Below are 19,550 nucleotides of genomic sequence, written 5' to 3'. Positions count from 1 at the left end.
TGAAATATTATTAGTTTATTTGCTTTAAAATAAAATATTTATTCCATTAATTACTATTTATATTATATATCAAATTAGAAAAAAACTATTATATTGTATTAAAATTATAGTTCTTGAATAGTAATCTTTAGTAGATCAATTTCTTTAAATTTATCATAAATCATTTAAAATTAATTACATACACCAAGCCAACAAAAACCACCTCATGAGAAAAACTAACCGAAAAATATATTTTGTTATCCTATATTTATTTACAGCGATAGGTATATATGCTCAACATATTAATGAAAAGAATAACATACACGAAGATTCCCTATTATCTAAAGAAAAAAAAGATTCGCTTAAGATTCAAGAACTTAAAATGCAAGTTCAGGAATTAAAATTAAGCCAAATTGCCCTTCTGAATGAAAAGAAAAATATGGGAAAAACCGATTCCCTAAAAAAAGCATTACAAAAAAAACAAATTGATTCATTACGGGCGATCACCAAAGGGTATCCTGTTGTAATTGATAATGATACTTTATTTAATTTATATGCTCGGAGAGGCGGCGTAATGCCCGCAGACCGGGCAAGTAAGGTAAAGGAGGTGATAATAGCGGAAGGAAAAAAACTAAAGCTTAAACCCGATTCCATATATATGTTTGAAACCGAATACGTTACAGATATTATGTCCGGAGATAAGGTTATAATTACTTTATCGGATCAAGATGGTTTATGGCAAAATACCACTCGTCAAGATCTTGCCAAAAAATATACAGCAATTATTTCCAAAAAAATATCTGAATTACACTCCAAATATGGTCTTCAACAAAAAATTAAGTCATTTTTAATTTTATTTTTAGTCATTATTGCTCAAATAATTGCCATATATTTTACCCAAAAATTATTTATAAGAATTAAAAGTCGCCTCAAGAAGATAATTAATGAGAAATTCAAAGCGAATAAATTCCTAACGAATGATCGACAGGAAGTTTTATTGGTTTCTATAACAAAAGTTACCAAATATTCATTTATCATTGTCCAATTAATTATATCTATATTTATCATATTTTCAATTTTCCCTGAAACAGAAAAATATGTATATCACATGTTTACTTTTATGGGAAATCTTGCCAAAGACATGGGAAATACCATTATACATTATATTCCCAATTTAGTTAAGATAATTTTTATATACCTAATTTTCAAATACATAATAAAAATATTAAAGTATTTTTCAGGAGAAATAGCTGAAGAAAGAATTAAAATCAAAGGTTTCTATCCGGATTGGGCGCATTCAACGTTCAACATACTTCGATTTTTACTTTATTCTTTTATGTTTATTATGATTTGGCCTTTACTTCCTAATTCTAATTCTCCCGCCTTTCAAGGGATTTCCGTATTTATCGGTCTTATTATATCGTTAGGATCTACTACCGTAATAGGAAACTTAATGTCCGGATTAGTTATTACTTATATGCGTGCATTTAAAATCGGAGATCAGATTAAGCTGAATGATACGATTGGTAATGTAGTAGAAAAAACACCTTTTGTAACGAGAGTTAGAACTTCAAAAAATGAATTGATTACTATTCCTAATTCCTTTATTCTTTCTTCTCAAACAGTTAATTATAGCGCTTCGGCAAGAAATTACGGGATAATAATATACTCAGATATTACGGTGGGTTATGATATTCCTCGCAAACAAGTAGAAGATTTACTTATTGAAGCGGCTACTAATGCAGAAGGAGTCTTAAAAAATCCTGCTCCATTTGTATTGGTGAAAGAATTGGAAGATTTCTATTGCTGTTATCAGATTAACGCTTATACAGATCGGGATTTGGCTATGCCTAAAGTTTATTCAAATCTTCATAAAAATATTATGGATCGTTTTCATGAAGAAGGAATTGAAATTTTATCGCCTCATTTTTATGCAGAACGCGATGGTAATGAAATTGTAATGCCCTCCCAATACAAACACCAATCCAATGATTGAATTGATACAATATAATAAAAAAGGCCTAAAAAGGCCTTTTCTTCTTTTATATTTATAGTTTAAATTGGGAATCGTCTAGTTTAGGATTTATTTTATAGCTGGTTATCGTTTGAACCGCTGTTTGACCGGGTACTTTGGTTTTTATTTTGGTGGAGAACTTATATCCTTCAAAATCTTTGTAATCTGAATATTCTTTTGATACAACTTCATTTTCTTTTATAGTTTCTTCTTTTACTTTAAATCCCGTTTTTACATCGAAATAAAGAATAGTTTTAATGGTTCCTTCTTTAACCGTAATTTTATAAACTTCTTTACCGTCTAAGTTTTTCTTACCTTCTAACACCGCATTATCTTTGGTTATATACAATTCTGAAAAAATCCCTTTCTTAACTTTCATTTCATTTAATTCATCTTTTTCACCGGTTACGGGTAAATTTGAAAATAATTTTTTCCCGTCAAAACCTTTAATAATAGTTTGACCCATGATTGATATTTTAGATACAAATTTATTAGGTGCTTTGTATTTAATTTCTAAATCAGCAGGTTCCGGCAACTGAGCAAATGTTATTTTGCCCTCAGAAATCAAAGTGTTTATTTGTTGTAATTTTTCTTTACTGCCGGCAACAGCAACGTAATAATGATTTAAAACGGATTCCAACGTTGGTTCTTTTTCAATCTCTTTGGATAAGAGAGTAAAATGAGTACCAGCTACTACATTTGCTTTCGATATAAAAGAAATAACCAGTAATAAGGTAAGTATTTTTCTTTTCATTTTTTTATTATTTAAAGAATTAATATGTATTATTAAAAATTGATAATTTACAGAGTTATTAATAAAACAACCATTGAATTCAGCCGGTATATTTAACTGTTTTCTTATTCATAATTTCTTTTCAGAATTATTCATAAATAATGATCCTATTTTAAAATATTCTGAACATTTAGAGACTTAGGCTTACATGTACTATCTTTCTCTTTGTGCTATTACCTCCTTTAAAATATTTAAAACCCCATCTTCATCATTGGAATCTGTTTTAAATTTGGAAATTTCCTGTAATTTAGGATGTGCATTTTTCATTGCGTAACTAAAATGGCTTTCCTGCATCATTCCTATATCGTTTAAAAAATCTCCAAAAGCCATAGTTTCTGCTTTAGATATGTTTAATATTTCTTGAACTTCTTTTAAAGCAAATCCTTTATCGGCATTTTTAACAGAAATATCCAGCCATAATTTACCTGATACAACTACTTGGTAATTTTCACTAAGGTGTTTCACATAAGGTAAAATATTTTCTTCCGAACCTACACTGTTGTATATCGCCATTTTAACAATCTGATCATCAATAGGCTCCTGAAAGCTCGGAATAATTTTCCTTTTAGGATAATAGGGAGCTATTTGTTTTTCAAATTCCGAAAATCCTTCTTCAATATATGCACTTTTTATACCGCATAAAAGCATTTGAGTATTAGGTAAGGGACGTATCAATTGGGCTACTTCATGGATAACATTTTGATCCAATTCATGGATAAATAACTGCTTTCCTCTGTGTACTACATTTCCTCCATTTTCAGCAATAAAATATATTTCGTTCTTAATTTTTTCAAAAACCCCTAAGAGACTTTCATATTGTCTTCCACTTGCTACGACAAATTTTATATCCAACTTTTTCAGTTTTTCATATATTGTAAAGAACTCTTGATTGAGTGTATAATCTGAATGAAGCAGTGTTCCATCCATATCTGTAACTACCAGTTTTAACTTACTATAGTCCATATATTATTTTAGTTAGCTTTTAAATTATGTTTTATTGTTAATCCGTTTATAAAATCTGAAATCCCCATTCTTTTCTTTCCTTCTAATTGAACTTCAGTTAAAAAATAGAATCCATCGGCGGCTGCAATTTTAAATGTTTTTTTGCCTTCAATACATACAGTTCCAATATCTAGAATATGTTTTTCAATTTTATAATGCCCCTTATAAATTTTTAATATTTTAGACTCTCCATTTATCGACAAATGGGTAAAAGCAGCAGGATAAGGACTTAAACCTCTTATTAAATTGTGTATATTTTCTAAAGGTGCATCCCAATGTATTTGACAATCTTCTTTAAATAATTTAGGAGCATATTTATATTCAACCCCCTCTTTTAAAATTTGTTTTTGAGGTTTTAATGTTCCTTCTGAAAGGCCTTCAAGAGTTTTTACTACTAATTGTTTTCCTAAATTTTTTAGTTTATCATGTAAAATTCCGGCGTCATCGGAATCCTCAATTTCTGTCTTAGCTTGCAACAAAATTTCACCGGTATCAATTTTATCATCAATAAAAAATGTGGTAACCCCTGATTCTTTATCCCCGTTGATAATAGCAAAGTTAATAGGTGAAGCTCCTCTGTACTGAGGCAATAAGGATGCATGTAAATTAAAAGTTCCTAATTTTGGAATAGACCAAACTTCTTTAGGCAATAAACGAAAAGCTACAATAACGATTACATCCGGATTTAATTGTTGAAGCTGATTTATAAATTCGGGATCTTTCATTTTTTCGGGTTGGAACAAGGTCAAATTTTGACTTACTGCATATTTTTTAACGGCTGATTCAGCCATTTTTTGTCCTCTTCCTGCCGGTTTATCAGGAGTAGTTACTACTCCTACTACTTCATATCCGGATTTTATTATTTCTTCTAAAGGAGCTACAGCAAACTCCGGAGTTCCCATGTAGACTATTCTTAGAGCTTTTTTTGTCATGTAAAATACGCGTATAAATTTTGTATAATACAAAGGTAAACATTGTATTTTTTGTATTATACATTTATCTCTTTTTTATATTTATACAATTTACATTTTTGTTCTGAAAAAAATCATTATATTTGCAGTTCAAAAAAACGAAAATTTTATGTATGCAATTGTAGAGATAGCAGGGCTTCAATACAAAGTTGAGCAAGACCAAAAATTGTTCGTAAACCGTTTAAAAGCAAATATTGACGACGAAGTTACTTTTGACAAAGTATTGCTTACTGATAACGGTTCTGTAACAGTTGGCGCCCCGGTTATTAATGGAGTGACAGTAGTCGCTAAAGTTTTAGATCAAGTAAAAGGAGACAAAGTAATTGTTTTCAAAAAGAAAAGAAGAAAAGGTTACAAAGTAAAAAACGGTCACAGACAACAGTTTACTCAAATTCAAATTGTTTCCATAGGTGGTGCAGAAGCTCCTAAAAAGGCAGCAAAAAAAGCAGCTCCTAAAAAAGAAAAAGAAGCGGAAGTTAAAGAAGTTAAAGCAGAAGATTAATTTAATAAAGTAATTAAAGCATGGCACACAAGAAAGGAGTTGGTAGCTCCAAAAACGGTAGAGAATCACATTCCAAAAGATTAGGAGTAAAGATTTTCGGTGGTCAAGACGCCAAAGCAGGTAACATCTTAGTGAGACAAAGAGGAACAACTCATCACCCAGGTGATAATGTTGGAATGGGTAAAGACCATACTTTGTTTGCTCTTACAGATGGGGTAGTAGTTTTTAGAAAAAAACAAAATAATCGTTCTTATGTTTCAATACAACCTTGTACTGAAGCTCAAGCTTAAAATTTAATACGATTATATTAAAAATATGAAAATCCGGTAGTAACTACCGGATTTTTTTATTTATTAACTTTTAAATAAAAATCGACTTTATTGGTTTAATTAAATCAACAACAACTAAAAACTATGGCATACCCTTTTTAATTTAGTTATCTATGTACTATGATTTTTTTTAAATAATCTAATGGGGACATTATGAATTTAACAATTTTAAATGTTGCTAGATATAAACAAGTAATGACAATTAGAGCTGTAACACCTAAATTTAAGAGTAAGTTTGGGTTAAAATTCAATAGAGGAAATAAGCCAACAAAAAAGAAATTTAAAATAATGTGATGCATCAAGTAAATTTCCAAAGTTTTAGAACCATATTTACCCAGGGTATCCGGTATTACATTTATGATTCCAATTGAAACCGTTATTGCTAAAACATACGCTAAAATCCTATATAAGAACCCTTCATATCGGGTATTATAATTTTTTATGTAAGGATCTTCCCCGAATAAAGAAATCAAAAATTCTTTATTTACAATGAAGTAAATACTAATAAATACTATAACCAAAAAAACTATTGTATATAATTTATTGATATTCCTTATCCTTACAATACTGACTTCCTTACAAAAGGCACCGAGTAAAAAATAAGGGAAAAAGGTAAGTATTCTGAACATGAAAATTTCGGAATCTAAAAATCCTATGACCAAAGGGAATAAAAAAGAGATTGATAAAAAAGAAACATTTGAAACCTTATCTTTTGCGATTAAAAATAAAAAACGCCATACTAATAATCCGATGATATACCATCCTTTGGGTTTAATAAAAAAAATTATCCAATTTTTAAATCCTGTAAAAATTAGAGGAAGTGAATAAATAAATTGGAATATGGTAAAAGTAATTATTAATGATATAAAAGATTTCTTATATTTTTCCCAGGTAATATTTTTTGAAAAATAACCGGAAATAAAGATAAATAATGGCATATGAAAGGTATAAATAAAACCAAAGATTGTATCCCTTATATGCCCGCTATTAAATTGCAAGGTATGTCCATAAACCATTAAGAAAATTAATCCGAATTTTAACGAATCAAAGAGCTTATTTCTTTTCATAAGAATGTTATTATCTTTTAGTAACCAGAGCTGAATTAGCAGTAGTTTTATTTATTTTTATAATTTAAAAATTTTTCCGGTATTTTCAGAAGTTATAGCCCCTATTTTTTCAGGCAACATCTCATAGATATCCGAAAGTTTATCGGCAATAATTTTTAAATAGGATGATTCATTTCTTTTGCCACGAAAAGGAGAAGGTGCCAAATATGGAGAATCTGTTTCCAAAACAATCTTTTCAATAGGAATTTCTTTTAAAAATTGATCAATTTTTCCATTTTTAAAAGTAACAACTCCTCCGATTCCCAAATAAAAGCCTAAATCTATGAACTCTTTTGCCTGTTCTAAGTTACCCGTAAAACAATGAATTATGCCATGCAAATCCGCATCTTTTTCTTTTCTTACAATTTCCAATACTTCATTAAAAGCCTCTCTAACATGAATAACGATCGGAAGCTTATATTGTTTAGCTAATTGTATTTGTTTTACAAAAGCATACTTTTGAATTTCCAAAGTTGAAGTATCCCAAAATAAATCCAATCCTATTTCTCCAACGGCTGCAAACTTTTCCTCGGAAAGTTTATTTTCAATAAAGGCTAATTCTTTTTCGTATGAATCTAATTTTACATCGCAAGGATGAAGCCCCATCATTAAAAACATGTTTTCAGGATATTTATTTTTAAGTTCTTCCATCTTAGGGTAATAAGATGAATTTATGGAAGGTAAGTAAAAACGTTGTACTCCATGATCCAGGGCTCTTTGAATCACTTCTTCTCTATCGTGATCAAACTGTTCGGAATATAAATGAGTATGACTATCTATTAATAGCATTGTTTAATTTGGGTATTTTTTAACTTATCTTAATAAGAATCATTCATTTTTTTTCTTAATTCCTGATATTCTTCTTTAAAAGCACCCGGTGGTAAAAGAGGCTCTAAATTCTGAATATTTTTTACGATGCTATATAAAAATTTTTTATAGGCTATCGTATGGGTATTTTGAATTTTGTGTTGTAAAGAAGTGTTTACTTTTTTCACCATTTGCATGGTTGAAAATTCATCAGGTGAAATATGAGCGTTTTTAAATTTCTCCCATATATATTTTATGGCTACATCATTTGGATGAATTAAATCTTCTTTATAAAAACGATAATCCCGTAAATCATCCATCATAAATTCATACGATGGGAAATATTCACAATTATCGTACGATTCGACCACCGAATGGATGGCACATAAAAGCTTGGATTTACTTATATTATTTTCAACCAAACCATCTTTACTATGTCTTACCGGACTTAATGTAAAAAAAATTTTCATGTTTTTCTTTCCCATATCCGTCAACATTTCAATGATGTTTTTCAAAGAAGTTTTTATTTGATGTTCTGCCAATAATAATTTAGAAAAGTGTGTATTCGGAATTTTATGACAATTAGCTACAATTATATCAAATTGATTTAATTTGTATACAAATGAAGTTCCTAAAGTAATTATAACCATATCGGTCTCTTGTAGAAACTTATTAGCTAAATTTATATTCTGATTGATATGAGATAACACCCTATCTTTAGATATATCATTAAAAGAAGAATGATGATCCCAACTTAAATATAATTCTTCATATTTGAAAAGCTCTGATGATTGATATTCTTCCTGGGAATAAATTCTCATGATTGCATTTTCAACAGCTAAAGGATGAAATATAACACCAAAAGGATTATGAAATACTGAAAACTTATACTGAGATAATTTATTGGAAATTTCGGTAGCGAAACAGGAACCTATAGTAAATATTTTACTTTTGTAATCAAGTTTAATTGAATTTGGATTATATGGTAATTCTGTTCTAAATATCATCTTTATTAACTTTCCCTAACTAATAAATAATCGATCAGTTTATAAAAAGACTGTTTTTTGGTAGCATCTGCTGTAACTTTATCTAAATAGTTTTTTGCTTGATCTGAATAGGTTTTAATTAATTCTAAACATGAATCTCCTACATTCAAATCATTAAAAATAGCTAAAACTTCGTTTACTTTGTCTATATTTTCTCCTGTAATTGTATACCAACGATTTAATTTTTGTCTCTGTTCATCATTTGCTTTTTGTCGAGCTAAGATGTATAAAATCGTTTTCTTATTTTCAACAATATCTCCTGCATGTTTTTTTCCTACGGATTCTTGATTTCCAAATACATCCAAATAATCATCCATCAATTGAAAAGCAATTCCCAATGATTTGCCAAATTCATACATATTTTTTGAGTCCTCTTCATCTGCTTCTGCTAATAATGCGCCCATTTGAAAAGCACAAGCACACAATACAGCCGTTTTCCCGGTAATCATGTGTATGTATTCTTTATATGACACATTCGATTGTTTTTCAAAATTCATATCATACTGTTGTCCTTCACAAACTTCTAAAGCAGTTTGGGAAAACAAATGAAAACATTTTTTAAATAATTGAGGTTCTAAGTCCTCTAACATTTGAAAAGACTTAACCATCAACGCATCCCCGGACAGAATTGCAACATTTTCATCATATTTAACATGAACAGTTTCTTTGCCTCTGCGTAAAGTGGCTTTATCCATAATATCGTCATGCATCAAAGAGAAATTGTGAAAATACTCTATTCCTAAAGCGGGTTTTACGGCTCTTTCAATATTTCCTTTAAACAGATCACATGACATTAATAAAAATATAGGACGTAGTTGTTTTCCTCCTATTGATAAAATATAATTGATGGGTTCATAAAGTTGATGGGGAGGATTTGTTAATTTATGTTTATTTATAGCATCTCTAATGATTGATCTATATTTATCTAAAAAAGGCATTTTTTCGTATTTTCCTATATATATTGTTACAAAGATAAGGTTTTGTAAAATATTCTTCCTACCCTTGTGAATAAATTTACTATCAATATTTTACATTTGATAGGAATAACTATTTTTTTATAGATTATAAATATAAATAAAAAGGTATTTTTAAAATGAACACTATGGTAGAATTGGATAACATAATCCCAAAGAAAGAATTTGCTAAATTTTCTACTCCTATAAACTGGACAATAACACCAGCCCAACATTGGGCTGTCATTGGACCAAATGGAGCAGGAAAGTCTTTATTAATTGATATTTTATTAGGCAAATATGCTTTACAAGAAGGTAAAATTAGTTATAATAAAAAATTTAATCACCTCTCTGATTTTATAAAAATAGTCGCTTTTAAGAATATTCATGCTCTATCCAAGACTCAAAACAGCTATTACCAACAAAGGTGGAACAAAGGGTTGGAAGATGAAACACCCCAAGTTAAGGATCTATTATTCAAGAATACTGATTTACAATGGATGGAATATCTCATTTCCTTAGTAGGAATTGAAGACTTCATGGAGAAAAATATTGATCTCCTTTCGAGCGGAGAACTCAGAAAATTTTTAATTATTCAATCTTTATCCACTAAACCCGAGGTTCTAATATTAGACAATCCGTATATTGGCTTAGATACTAAAGCCAGACAAGTTTTAGATCAGGTTTTACTCGATCTTAAAAATCTACAAAATTTACAGGTAATAGTACTCATCTCAAACATTGCTGATATTTCTCCAATTATTACTCACGTTTTACCCATTAAAAACAAAACATTATTCCCAAGTAAAACCTCTCAAGAATTTTTTGAAGATAAAAAACTGCAAAATGAATTGTTTCCTCATTTTAATTATGAATTAAAAAAACTTCCATACCCCTCTAATCAACCAAAGGAAATTAGTTATAACTATGCTTTACAATTAAATAATATAAATATCCGATATGGCAACCGAACCATTTTGAAAAACATATCTTGGAAAGTTAAAAAAGGTGAAAAATGGGCATTATCCGGTCCTAATGGCTCCGGAAAATCAACTTTATTGAGTGTAATTGCTGCCGATAATCCTCAAGCGTATGCCAATGACATTCTCCTTTTTGATAAAAAAAGAGGAACAGGAGAAAGTATTTGGGATATCAAAAAGCATATGGGATATATATCACCCGAAATGCATTTATATTATCAAAAAAATGTAACATGCTTGGAAGTAGTTGAATCAGGATTTTTTGATACTATTGGTTTATACAGAAAATGTGATCAAGATCAAATAAAAGTATCCTTGCAATGGATGGAAATTTTGGGAATTGAAAAACTTAAAAATTCTTCTTTTCTCTCTATATCGACAGGAGAACAACGTTTAGTTTTATTAGCTCGTGTATTTGTAAAAAATCCTTCGCTCGTTATTCTTGATGAACCCCTTCATGGACTGGATATGAATAATAAATTTCGTGTTTTGCAAATTATCGAAAAATTTTGCGATTCAAGCAAAGCTTTGATCTACGTGACCCATTATAAAGAAGAATTACCTTCTTTAATAAATCACGAACTGTCCCTAACTAAAATACAATAAAATTCTATTTCCAAAATCAAAAAGGTGTTTTATAGGCATGGTATGTATAAATTGTGTTGGGGACCAGCTCCCGCCTAAGGGCAACCCAATAAATAAGATAATATATTTATTTAATGCGCAAACCTTAGCAGGTATTGATATATTTATAGATTTAAAAAAACTGTTAGATGAATTTACCTGTACTAAGGTAAACAAAGTTATTATATTAGAAAGCCAAAACCATCTAACATAATCAACAGCAATCAAGCATATCAAAAGAATAGCTATATATTGACATGTTAAAAATAAAAATATATTATTTGATTTTAAACGAAAATTTTTTTTCAAATAAATATACATGCTTAAAAAAATTAAACAAGTATTTAAAAAAAAGCCTAAGAGATAAATTGGATGTTTTTTAAAAATAGGGATTTTCCACATAATTACCTCATCTGTTGAATTAAAGACCCAATAAAGCTCTTTAATGCTATTCAAATGATCTGTTCCAAATTTATTCCAACTGTTTATAATTATATTTATATCCCTATTGCTGCCATTAAAACAAATTCCTACCAATAAAAAAACAAAAAAAGAGGGGATTAATAATGAAATTTTCTTAATAGATACACTATTTAAATTAGTAATATTGAGACAATAAAGGATTGGAAAAAAAGTAAAAACAAAATAAGCTTCATGTATAAGAATCATAAATATGCTCATCAAATTACATATTACAATTTTTAAATTAAAAGATTTTATTTTGTTAATAACATATAATTGGAAAAGAAAATAAACAATCAACAAAACATCTAATGTAAAAAACATTTTATATGCAATTACATTAATAAGCATAAAGCTTCCAAATAAAATATAAGGCTCTAACTTATTTAAGTAAAATTCTTTTATTATAAAAAACACCAAAAGAATTATAAGTATAATTTCAAAAATAAGTTGAAATTTAAAAGGTTCAATAGGTGTATTATTAGCTAAAAAAAATAAAATACTCCCGAATAATCCCCTTCTAATAAAACCTGCTTCATAATTTATATAAAACCCTTTAATAATTAACCATTCATTGGAATAATAACCTATAAACTTTAGTATAACTTCAATTAAAATGATAAAATATACTAATAAAAGAATTTTCTTTATCATATTCATATTTTTAAATTAATTACATAAATGAACAAAAACAACTATAAATATAATTTATTTAAAGTAAAAATACAATATATATATATTTATTGTTCACTAAATTTCAATAATTAATTAAAAAATATTATACGATTATTAGTTTAATAGTATTTTGAATAATGGATAAAACAATAAGATATGAACTCATTTTTTATTACATTTTGATAAATTTCAGATTTATAATTTCACAAACCCAAAAAGTAATGTCTTAAAAAAATACACAAATCAATATAAAGTAAAAATATTTTTTATTAAATTTATTTTGGCAATTAAAAAAATTATCATAATTTAGCGTCCAATTATAATTAATACAAAGAATGTCATTGTTTACTAACATAATTAGCATTATTCTGATTCTGGGTCAAGCTCAGGGTGAGTAATGCTTGTGTTGTAAATTATACAAAATATAAAAAGCCTTTCTCACTCTAAGGAGAAAGGCTTTTTAATGTTTTTTAATCACAAAAAGAAAACGATACCAAGGATGGATAAATTATTCATTTTCGACACTACTTTAAGGGATGGAGAACAGGTCCCGGGGTGTCAATTAAATACAATTGAAAAAATTGAAATTGCTAAAGCACTAGAAGAATTAGGGGTGGATGTTATAGAAGCCGGTTTTCCCATTTCAAGTCCGGGAGATTTCACTTCTGTAGAAGCTATTTCCAAAGCTGTAACAAACCCTACCATCTGCGCTCTAACCCGTGCTGTAGAAAAAGATATAGAAGTAGCTGCCGATGCTCTCAAATATGCCAAGAAAAAAAGAATACATACAGGAATCGGAACTTCTGATTTCCACATAAAATATAAATTTAACTCTACCAGAGAAGAAATCATAAAAAGAGCCGTTGCCGCAACTGCATATGCAAAAAAATTCGTTGAAGATGTTGAGTTCTATGCTGAAGATGCGGGAAGAACTGACAATGAATACTTAGCCCAAGTGGTCCAGGCAGTTGTAAATGCAGGAGCAACAGTTATCAATATCCCTGATACTACAGGATATTGTCTACCTACAGAATATGGCGAAAAAATAAAATACTTAATTGACCATGTAGATATGAAAAATGCCATCTTATCTACTCATTGCCATCAAGATTTAGGAATGGCAACAGCCAACTCACTTATGGGAGTTATCAATGGCGCCAGACAAGTGGAGGTAACCATTAACGGAATTGGTGAGAGAGCAGGAAATACATCACTTGAAGAAGTTGTTATGGCTATAAAAAGTCATAAAGAATTATCTATTGACACAAATATTAATACAAAGAAAATATACCCGGTAAGCAAAATGGTTTCCAGCTTAATGAATATGCCTGTTCAACCTAATAAAGCAATAGTAGGTAGAAATGCTTTTGCCCATTCTTCCGGAATTCATCAAGACGGAGTATTAAAAAATCTCTCAACTTACGAAATCATTGATCCTAAAGAAGTTGGGATAGATGACAATGCTATAGTGCTTACCGCCCGTAGTGGTCGTCATGCCCTTAAAAGCAGACTGAACTTACTAGGAATTAAAGTAGAAGCGAATGAATTAGCCAATATTTACGAACGATTTTTAGAACTTGCTGATAAAAAGAAAGATATTAATGACGATGATCTTTTAATATTAGTAGGAAAAGAACCTAATGAAAGCAACCGTATAAAACTCGATTACTTACAAGTTACTTCCGGAAAAGGAATTAAAAATGCTGCAATTGTTACCCTAAATATAGCCGGTGAAAAATTCACTTCCACTTCTTTCGGAAACGGACCTGTAGATGCAGCAATTAACACCGTAAGAGACATCCTTAAAAAACAAATGACTATTCATGAGTTTTTAATTCAGGCTATAAACAAAGGAAGTGACGACTTAGGAAAAGTTCACATGCAAGTTGAATATAAGGGTAAAAATTATTACGGATTTTCAGCAAATACCGACATTGTAACTGCTTCCGTTGAGGCTTATCTTGATGCAATAAATAAATTCACCGTTTAACACTATATACAAAACCAATTAAAAAAGAGAATATACCATGAAAACACTTTTTGACAAAATTTGGGATGCTCATACGGTTACGTCTATACAAGATGGGCCCACCCAATTATATATAGATAGGCATTTTTGCCATGAAGTAACCAGCCCCCAAGCCTTTAACGGACTAAGAGAAAGAGGATTAAAAGTTTTTAGGCCCTCTCAAACAACGTTAACTGCCGACCACAATACACCCACTTGTAATCAAGATCAACCGGTAAAAGATCCTGTATCCAAAAAACAATTAGATACTCTTTCTAAAAATGCGGAAGAATTTGGTCTTACCCTTTATGCTCTTGGAAATGAGAGAAACGGAGTGGTTCACATTATTGGTCCTGAAAACGGCTATACCCAACCGGGAATGACCATCGTTTGTGGAGATAGTCACACTTCTACACACGGTGCCTTCGGAGCTATTGCATTTGGAATCGGAACCAGTGAGGTTGAAATGGTTTTGGCCACTCAATGTATTCTTCAAAGCAGACCCAAAACAATGAGAATTAATTTTAACGGAGCCCTAAGTGAAGGAGTAACGGCTAAGGATTTAGCATTATATATGATATCAACCCTTACCACTGGAGGAGCTACCGGTTATTTTGTTGAATATGCAGGAGAAGCTATTCGAAATCTAAATATGGAACAACGTATGACTCTTTGTAATTTAAGTATTGAAATGGGTGCACGAGGCGGATTAATTGCACCGGATGAAACTACATTTGAATATCTTAAAGGTAAAGACTTTGCTCCTAAAGGAGATAAATGGAAGGAAGCAGTAGAATACTGGAAAACGTTGAAAACCGACGAAGGAGCCCAATTCGATAAAGAATATACTTTTGACGCTACTAAGATTGAACCTATGGTTACCTACGGTACTAACCCGGGTATGGGAGTATCTATAACCGGATCCATACCTACTTTAGACGGATTGGATGAAACCGGTAAAATATCTTTCAAAAAATCATTGGATTACATGGGCTTTAATCCGGGAGAAAAAATGGAAGGAAAACCTATTGACTATGTATTTATTGGAAGTTGTACCAACGGAAGAATTGAAGATTTTAGAACCTTTGCAAATTTTGTAAAAGGCAAGAAAAAAGCAGAAAATGTAACCGCTTGGTTAGTTCCCGGAAGTCATCGTGTAGCTCAACAACTTATCGACGAAGGATTATATAAAATATTAGAAGAAGCAGGATTCGAAATTCGTCAACCCGGTTGTTCTGCTTGTCTTGCTATGAACGATGATAAAGTTCCGGCCGGAAAATATGCCGTTTCCACCACTAACCGAAACTTTGAAGGAAGACAAGGTCCCGGAGCCAGAACAATTTTGGCTAGCCCTTTGGTAGCTGCTGCTGCTGCTGTAACCGGAAAAATAACCGATCCTAGAAAACTAAACTAATCCTCTAAAAAAACAAAATGGAAAAATTTAAAACGATAACATCAACCTATGTTCCACTACCAATTGAAAATGTGGATACAGACCAAATCATACCCGCACGTTTCTTAAAAGCTACTAATAAAGAAGGTTTTGGAGATAATTTATTCGCTGATTGGAGATATGATAAAAATGGAAATCCAAAACCGGATTTTGTATTGAATAATTCAACATACAGCGGTAACATATTAGTTGCAGGAAAGAATTTCGGTAGCGGTTCCAGTAGAGAACATGCTGCTTGGGCAGTATCCGGATATGGCTTCCGTGCAGTAGTTTCCAGCTATTTTGCTGATATTTTTAAAAATAATTCCCTTAATAACGGATTACTTCCGGTAGTAGTAAGTCCCGAATTTTTATCGGATCTTTTCGAAAATGTACATTCTGATCCTAACAATACTATTACAATTGATCTGGAAAAGCAAACAATCACCAATAATAAGACGGGAAAAACGGAAATTTTTGACATTAACTCTTATAAAAAAGAGTGCCTTCTTCAAGGGCTTGATGATATAGATTACTTATTATCTAAAAAAGATAAAATTGAAGAATATGAAAAAAACCGTGTTTTTCAATACTAAATTAGATAAAAAATTATCATCTCATTTTTCTAAGTAAAGGTCCCATTGGGTCTATCACGTATCATTAATAAAAACAATAGTATGATAGAAATTATGGATACCACTCTCCGCGATGGAGAGCAAACTTCCGGGGTTTCATTTTCCATGCAGGAAAAGCTAAGCGTTGCCCGTCTACTCATAGATATGGGATTAAATAGATTGGAAATTGCTTCTGCTAAAGTTTCTGAAGGAGAATTTTTAACTGTTCAGAAAATAGCCTCTTGGGCAGAGAACGCCGGACACTTAGATAAGTTAGAAATATTAGGATTTGTTGACAAAGGGGTGTCTTTAGATTGGATAAAAAGAACCGGTTGCAAAACAATCAATTTATTAACCAAAGGGTCTCTTAAACACGTAACAGAACAATTACGTAAAACACCCGAACAACATGTAAAAGATATCAAGCATGATATTTCACTTGCTGAATCCATGGGGATTTCGGTGAACATATATTTGGAAGATTGGTCTAATGGTATGATTCATTCAAAAGACTATGTTTTTTTTATGATAGATCAATTGAAAGACCTTCCTATCCAACGTTTTATGCTTCCTGATACTTTAGGAATTCTTAACCCCCTTAACACAAAACTTTTTTGTACGGAAATAGTTCATCGTTACCCGAATATTCACTTTGATTTTCATGCACATAATGATTATGATTTGGCTGTTGCCAATGTAATGGCCGCAGTAGATTCCGGAATTCAAGGAATTCATGTTACCATGAACGGATTAGGAGAAAGAGCAGGAAACGCTCCATTACCCAGTGTAATTGCTGTTCTCCATGATCAGATGAAGATAAAGACTTCCGTAAAAGAATATATGTTAAATAAAGTAAGTCGTGTGGTAGAAACCTACTCAGGACTAAATATTTCATCCAATCAACCGGTAATCGGAGAAAATGTTTTTACCCAAACAGCCGGAATACATGCCGACGGGGACAACAAAAACAATTTGTATTACAATGATTTACACCCGGATCGATTCGGTAGAGTTCGAGAATATGCCCTGGGTAAATTATCCGGAAAAGCTAATATTAAAAAAAATATTGAAGCTTTAGGAATCGAATTGGATGAAAAAGATATGGTTAAAGTAACCAACCGAGTTATTGAATTAGGAGACAGAAAAGAAATTATTACACAAGAAGACCTCCCATTCATCATTTCGGATGTTTTAAATACTAATGAAAATGAAAAGAAAGTAAAAATACTTTCTTATGCTTTAGTTTTAAGTAAAGGTTTGCATCCAACAGCATCCATCCGTATGGAAATTGACGGAAAAATGTATGAACAAACAGCTTCAGGTGATGGACAATATGATGCATTCTCTGAAGCTATCAGTCTCATTTATGAAAAATTGAACAAGGCTAAACCTATCCTTACTAACTATAAAGTAATTATTCCACCCGGGGGACAAACGGACGCGCTTGTACAAACGGTCATATCTTGGAAGTTAAATGATTACGAATTTAAAACCAGAGGACTGGATGCTGACCAAACAGAAGCTGCAATAAAAGCGACTGAAAAAATGCTGAATATAATTGAAAACCTTCATTAAAATTGGTAATTATTTAAGTAAATCAGGTTTTCAACTTATTTAATTTAAAAAATTTTAATCGTTTATATAATTTTGATGCGGAAATTATTTCCAAACTAAAATGTACTAACGCTTAAAATTCAGGTAAGATGAAAATTTTTTAAACCTAAACCGGTATAAGGTTTAAAAATGCATAACAAATAAAGAATATAAATATAAAGAATATATAAAATGAAATTAAATATAGCCGTATTACCCGGAGACGGGATAGGCCCTGAAATCATAACTCAAGCCTTAGAAGTAACTAAAGCTATATGCGCAAAATTTAATCATGAGCTTACTTATAAAGAAGCTTTAGTAGGAGCAATAGCTATAGACAAAACCGGAAATCCATACCCTCAGGAAACCCATGATTTATGTATGGATTCTGATGCCGTCTTATTTGGAGCTATCGGAGATCCTAAATATGACAACAATCCATCTGCTAAAGTTCGTCCGGAACAAGGTCTATTAAAAATGAGAAAAGAGCTTGGGTTATACGCAAACCTTCGTCCGATAAATACCTTTCCATCCTTATTACATAAATCTCCGCTTCGTCCTGATCTTGTGGATGGTGCAGATTTTATGTGCGTAAGAGAATTAACCGGAGGTTTATATTTTGGTCGTCCTCAAGGAAGAAGTGAAGATGGTAATACCGCTTACGACACTTGTGTATATACCAGAGAAGAAATTGAAAGAATTGTTAGGCTAGCTTATAAACTAGCAGGACAAAGAAATAAAAAACTGACTATAGTTGATAAAGCAAATGTACTTTGCTCTTCTCGTTTATGGAGACAGGTATCTCAAGAAATTGAAAAAGAATTTCCCGATATCGAAACTGAATATATGTTTGTAGATAATGCTGCGATGCAGATTATTCAATGGCCTAAGCGTTTTGATGTTTTAGTTACAGAAAATCTTTTCGGAGATATCCTTACTGATGAAGCTTCCGTTATAACCGGATCTTTAGGAATGTTACCTTCTGCCTCAATCGGTATTCATACTTCCGTTTTTGAACCTATACATGGTTCCTACCCGCAAGCTGCCGGAAAAAATATAGCAAATCCACTAGCTACCATACTTTCTGCGGCATTAATGTTTGAATATGCTTTTGATTTAAAAGAAGAAGGAGCACTAATCAGAAAAGCGGTGGATGCTTCAATGGAACAAAAAATAGTTACTGAGGATATCGCATTCGATGGTAAAGCTTATTCAACTTCTGAAGTTGGTAATTGGATTGTAGAATATATTAAAAATTCATAGTTTAGTTAATAAAAGGGCTTTCATATAATGAGGTCCTTTTATTTCTTATTTGATTTATAAAACTTTAAAATCTAATTATAAGCAAAAGAAATTCTACTTAAAAGAATAACTTTCTTTTTCAATTAATAAATTACCTTTTTACATTACTAATTAGATAAATAAAATTATTTAGGTTACTTGTTTTTTAATTAATTATTATAAAAAGATTCATAAATTTCAGAGTATATCCAAAATACAAAAAAAATCATCATTGAATAAATCAATACAATATAAATAGCAAACTTTAATTTATGTTTTTAACATTAAATTATAATTTAATTTCATCAAATATTATTTTATTTACAAATAATATTTGGACATAACAAAAAACAATCTTAATTTTGTCCCATTATTATAA

17 protein-coding genes are annotated in these 19,550 nt (G+C 30.6%); 9 read left to right on the top strand and 8 right to left on the bottom strand.

Annotated features, from left to right (window positions below):
- Positions 1-205 precede the first annotated feature (205 nt).
- Positions 206-1,975 carry a mechanosensitive ion channel family protein gene (locus C4S75_RS04760; RefSeq protein WP_105297183.1) on the top strand — a complete coding sequence of 590 codons (1,770 nt, stop codon included), beginning with the start codon at positions 206-208 and terminating at the stop codon, positions 1,973-1,975.
- A gap of 52 nt (positions 1,976-2,027) precedes the next feature.
- Here the strand turns inward: C4S75_RS04760 and C4S75_RS04755 are convergent, their stop codons facing one another.
- The 3 genes from C4S75_RS04755 to fmt all read right to left on the bottom strand — a co-directional run bounded on the left by C4S75_RS04755 (position 2,028) and on the right by fmt (position 4,720).
- Positions 2,028-2,747, bottom strand: a complete 720-nt coding sequence (locus C4S75_RS04755) for a hypothetical protein (RefSeq protein ID WP_105297182.1) — start codon at positions 2,745-2,747, stop codon at positions 2,028-2,030.
- 192 nt (positions 2,748-2,939) lie between these two features.
- Positions 2,940-3,749, bottom strand: a complete 810-nt coding sequence (locus tag C4S75_RS04750; RefSeq protein ID WP_105297181.1) for an HAD family hydrolase — start codon at positions 3,747-3,749, stop codon at positions 2,940-2,942.
- A gap of 8 nt (positions 3,750-3,757) precedes the next feature.
- Positions 3,758-4,720 (bottom strand): methionyl-tRNA formyltransferase, encoded by a 963-nt coding sequence (fmt, locus tag C4S75_RS04745; protein ID WP_105297180.1) that lies wholly within the window; start codon positions 4,718-4,720, stop codon positions 3,758-3,760.
- Positions 4,721-4,868: 148 nt separating this feature from the next.
- On the opposite strand from fmt, the gene rplU reads away from it, so the two are divergent.
- Positions 4,869-5,261 carry a 50S ribosomal protein L21 gene (gene rplU, locus C4S75_RS04740; RefSeq protein WP_105297179.1) on the top strand — a complete coding sequence of 131 codons (393 nt, stop codon included), beginning with the start codon at positions 4,869-4,871 and terminating at the stop codon, positions 5,259-5,261.
- A gap of 20 nt (positions 5,262-5,281) precedes the next feature.
- The gene (gene rpmA, locus C4S75_RS04735; RefSeq protein ID WP_105297178.1) at positions 5,282-5,551 is read left to right on the top strand and encodes a 50S ribosomal protein L27; all 270 of its coding nucleotides are present in this window, start codon (positions 5,282-5,284) and stop codon (positions 5,549-5,551) included.
- 146 nt (positions 5,552-5,697) lie between these two features.
- Here rpmA and C4S75_RS04730 read toward each other — a convergent pair whose 3' ends face one another.
- Genes C4S75_RS04730 through C4S75_RS04715 form a run of 4 tightly spaced genes read right to left on the bottom strand, consistent with a single transcriptional unit; the run spans position 5,698 to position 9,487 of the window.
- On the bottom strand, positions 5,698-6,657 hold the full coding sequence (locus C4S75_RS04730; RefSeq protein ID WP_146105563.1) for an acyltransferase family protein: 960 nt from the start codon (positions 6,655-6,657) through the stop codon (positions 5,698-5,700).
- A gap of 57 nt (positions 6,658-6,714) precedes the next feature.
- Complete coding sequence (locus C4S75_RS04725) at positions 6,715-7,485, bottom strand: TatD family hydrolase (RefSeq protein ID WP_105297176.1); 771 nt, start codon at positions 7,483-7,485, stop codon at positions 6,715-6,717.
- A gap of 29 nt (positions 7,486-7,514) precedes the next feature.
- A complete protein-coding gene (locus tag C4S75_RS04720) occupies positions 7,515-8,510 on the bottom strand; it encodes a GSCFA domain-containing protein (protein WP_105297175.1) in 996 nt (331 codons plus the stop codon).
- 5 nt (positions 8,511-8,515) lie between these two features.
- On the bottom strand, positions 8,516-9,487 hold the full coding sequence (locus tag C4S75_RS04715; RefSeq protein WP_105297174.1) for a polyprenyl synthetase family protein: 972 nt from the start codon (positions 9,485-9,487) through the stop codon (positions 8,516-8,518).
- Between the two features lie 155 nt (positions 9,488-9,642).
- On the opposite strand from C4S75_RS04715, the gene C4S75_RS04710 reads away from it, so the two are divergent.
- Positions 9,643-11,088 carry an ATP-binding cassette domain-containing protein gene (locus tag C4S75_RS04710; protein WP_105297173.1) on the top strand — a complete coding sequence of 482 codons (1,446 nt, stop codon included), beginning with the start codon at positions 9,643-9,645 and terminating at the stop codon, positions 11,086-11,088.
- Here C4S75_RS04710 and C4S75_RS04705 read toward each other — a convergent pair.
- Positions 11,071-12,222, bottom strand: a complete 1,152-nt coding sequence (locus C4S75_RS04705) for a hypothetical protein (RefSeq protein ID WP_146105562.1) — start codon at positions 12,220-12,222, stop codon at positions 11,071-11,073. The two genes, C4S75_RS04710 and C4S75_RS04705, sit on opposite strands and share 18 nt — an antisense overlap.
- 520 nt (positions 12,223-12,742) lie before the next feature.
- Between C4S75_RS04705 and C4S75_RS04700 the strand changes: the two genes are divergently transcribed.
- From C4S75_RS04700 to leuB, 5 genes are all read left to right on the top strand, one after another.
- A complete protein-coding gene (locus C4S75_RS04700; RefSeq protein WP_105297171.1) occupies positions 12,743-14,233 on the top strand; it encodes a 2-isopropylmalate synthase in 1,491 nt (496 codons plus the stop codon).
- 37 nt (positions 14,234-14,270) lie between these two features.
- Positions 14,271-15,665, top strand: coding sequence for a 3-isopropylmalate dehydratase large subunit (leuC, locus tag C4S75_RS04695; RefSeq protein ID WP_105297170.1), 1,395 nt, complete (start codon positions 14,271-14,273; stop codon positions 15,663-15,665).
- A gap of 17 nt (positions 15,666-15,682) precedes the next feature.
- Positions 15,683-16,279, top strand: a complete 597-nt coding sequence (gene leuD, locus C4S75_RS04690) for a 3-isopropylmalate dehydratase small subunit (RefSeq protein WP_105297169.1) — start codon at positions 15,683-15,685, stop codon at positions 16,277-16,279.
- An 81-nt stretch (positions 16,280-16,360) separates the two neighbouring features.
- Positions 16,361-17,872, top strand: coding sequence for an alpha-isopropylmalate synthase regulatory domain-containing protein (locus C4S75_RS04685; protein ID WP_105297168.1), 1,512 nt, complete (start codon positions 16,361-16,363; stop codon positions 17,870-17,872).
- A gap of 210 nt (positions 17,873-18,082) precedes the next feature.
- Entirely contained in the window at positions 18,083-19,153 is a 1,071-nt protein-coding gene (gene leuB, locus C4S75_RS04680) for a 3-isopropylmalate dehydrogenase (RefSeq protein WP_105297167.1), read from the top strand.
- The last annotated feature ends 397 nt before the right edge of the window (positions 19,154-19,550 follow it).

It is taken from the genome of Apibacter sp. wkB309, from assembly GCF_002964915.1.
Taxonomy (GTDB): Bacteria; Bacteroidota; Bacteroidia; order Flavobacteriales; family Weeksellaceae; genus Apibacter.
Note: the sequence above shows the minus strand (reverse complement) of the source record. Positions and strands in the feature narration are given on the sequence as shown.

Excerpts from the sequence above, each read along its gene's own strand:
- C4S75_RS04760 (WP_105297183.1), top strand. The coding sequence starts at position 206 with ATGAGAAAAACTAACCGAAAAATATATTTTGTTATCCTATATTTATTT.
- C4S75_RS04755 (WP_105297182.1), bottom strand. The coding sequence starts at position 2,747 with ATGAAAAGAAAAATACTTACCTTATTACTGGTTATTTCTTTTATATCG.
- C4S75_RS04750 (WP_105297181.1), bottom strand. The coding sequence starts at position 3,749 with ATGGACTATAGTAAGTTAAAACTGGTAGTTACAGATATGGATGGAACA.
- fmt (WP_105297180.1), bottom strand. The coding sequence starts at position 4,720 with ATGACAAAAAAAGCTCTAAGAATAGTCTACATGGGAACTCCGGAGTTT.
- rplU (WP_105297179.1), top strand. The coding sequence starts at position 4,869 with ATGTATGCAATTGTAGAGATAGCAGGGCTTCAATACAAAGTTGAGCAA.
- rpmA (WP_105297178.1), top strand. The coding sequence starts at position 5,282 with ATGGCACACAAGAAAGGAGTTGGTAGCTCCAAAAACGGTAGAGAATCA.
- C4S75_RS04730 (WP_146105563.1), bottom strand. The coding sequence starts at position 6,657 with ATGAAAAGAAATAAGCTCTTTGATTCGTTAAAATTCGGATTAATTTTC.
- C4S75_RS04725 (WP_105297176.1), bottom strand. The coding sequence starts at position 7,485 with ATGCTATTAATAGATAGTCATACTCATTTATATTCCGAACAGTTTGAT.
- C4S75_RS04720 (WP_105297175.1), bottom strand. The coding sequence starts at position 8,510 with ATGATATTTAGAACAGAATTACCATATAATCCAAATTCAATTAAACTT.
- C4S75_RS04715 (WP_105297174.1), bottom strand. The coding sequence starts at position 9,487 with ATGCCTTTTTTAGATAAATATAGATCAATCATTAGAGATGCTATAAAT.
- C4S75_RS04710 (WP_105297173.1), top strand. The coding sequence starts at position 9,643 with ATGAACACTATGGTAGAATTGGATAACATAATCCCAAAGAAAGAATTT.
- C4S75_RS04705 (WP_146105562.1), bottom strand. The coding sequence starts at position 12,222 with ATGATAAAGAAAATTCTTTTATTAGTATATTTTATCATTTTAATTGAA.
- C4S75_RS04700 (WP_105297171.1), top strand. The coding sequence starts at position 12,743 with ATGGATAAATTATTCATTTTCGACACTACTTTAAGGGATGGAGAACAG.
- leuC (WP_105297170.1), top strand. The coding sequence starts at position 14,271 with ATGAAAACACTTTTTGACAAAATTTGGGATGCTCATACGGTTACGTCT.
- leuD (WP_105297169.1), top strand. The coding sequence starts at position 15,683 with ATGGAAAAATTTAAAACGATAACATCAACCTATGTTCCACTACCAATT.
- C4S75_RS04685 (WP_105297168.1), top strand. The coding sequence starts at position 16,361 with ATGATAGAAATTATGGATACCACTCTCCGCGATGGAGAGCAAACTTCC.
- leuB (WP_105297167.1), top strand. The coding sequence starts at position 18,083 with ATGAAATTAAATATAGCCGTATTACCCGGAGACGGGATAGGCCCTGAA.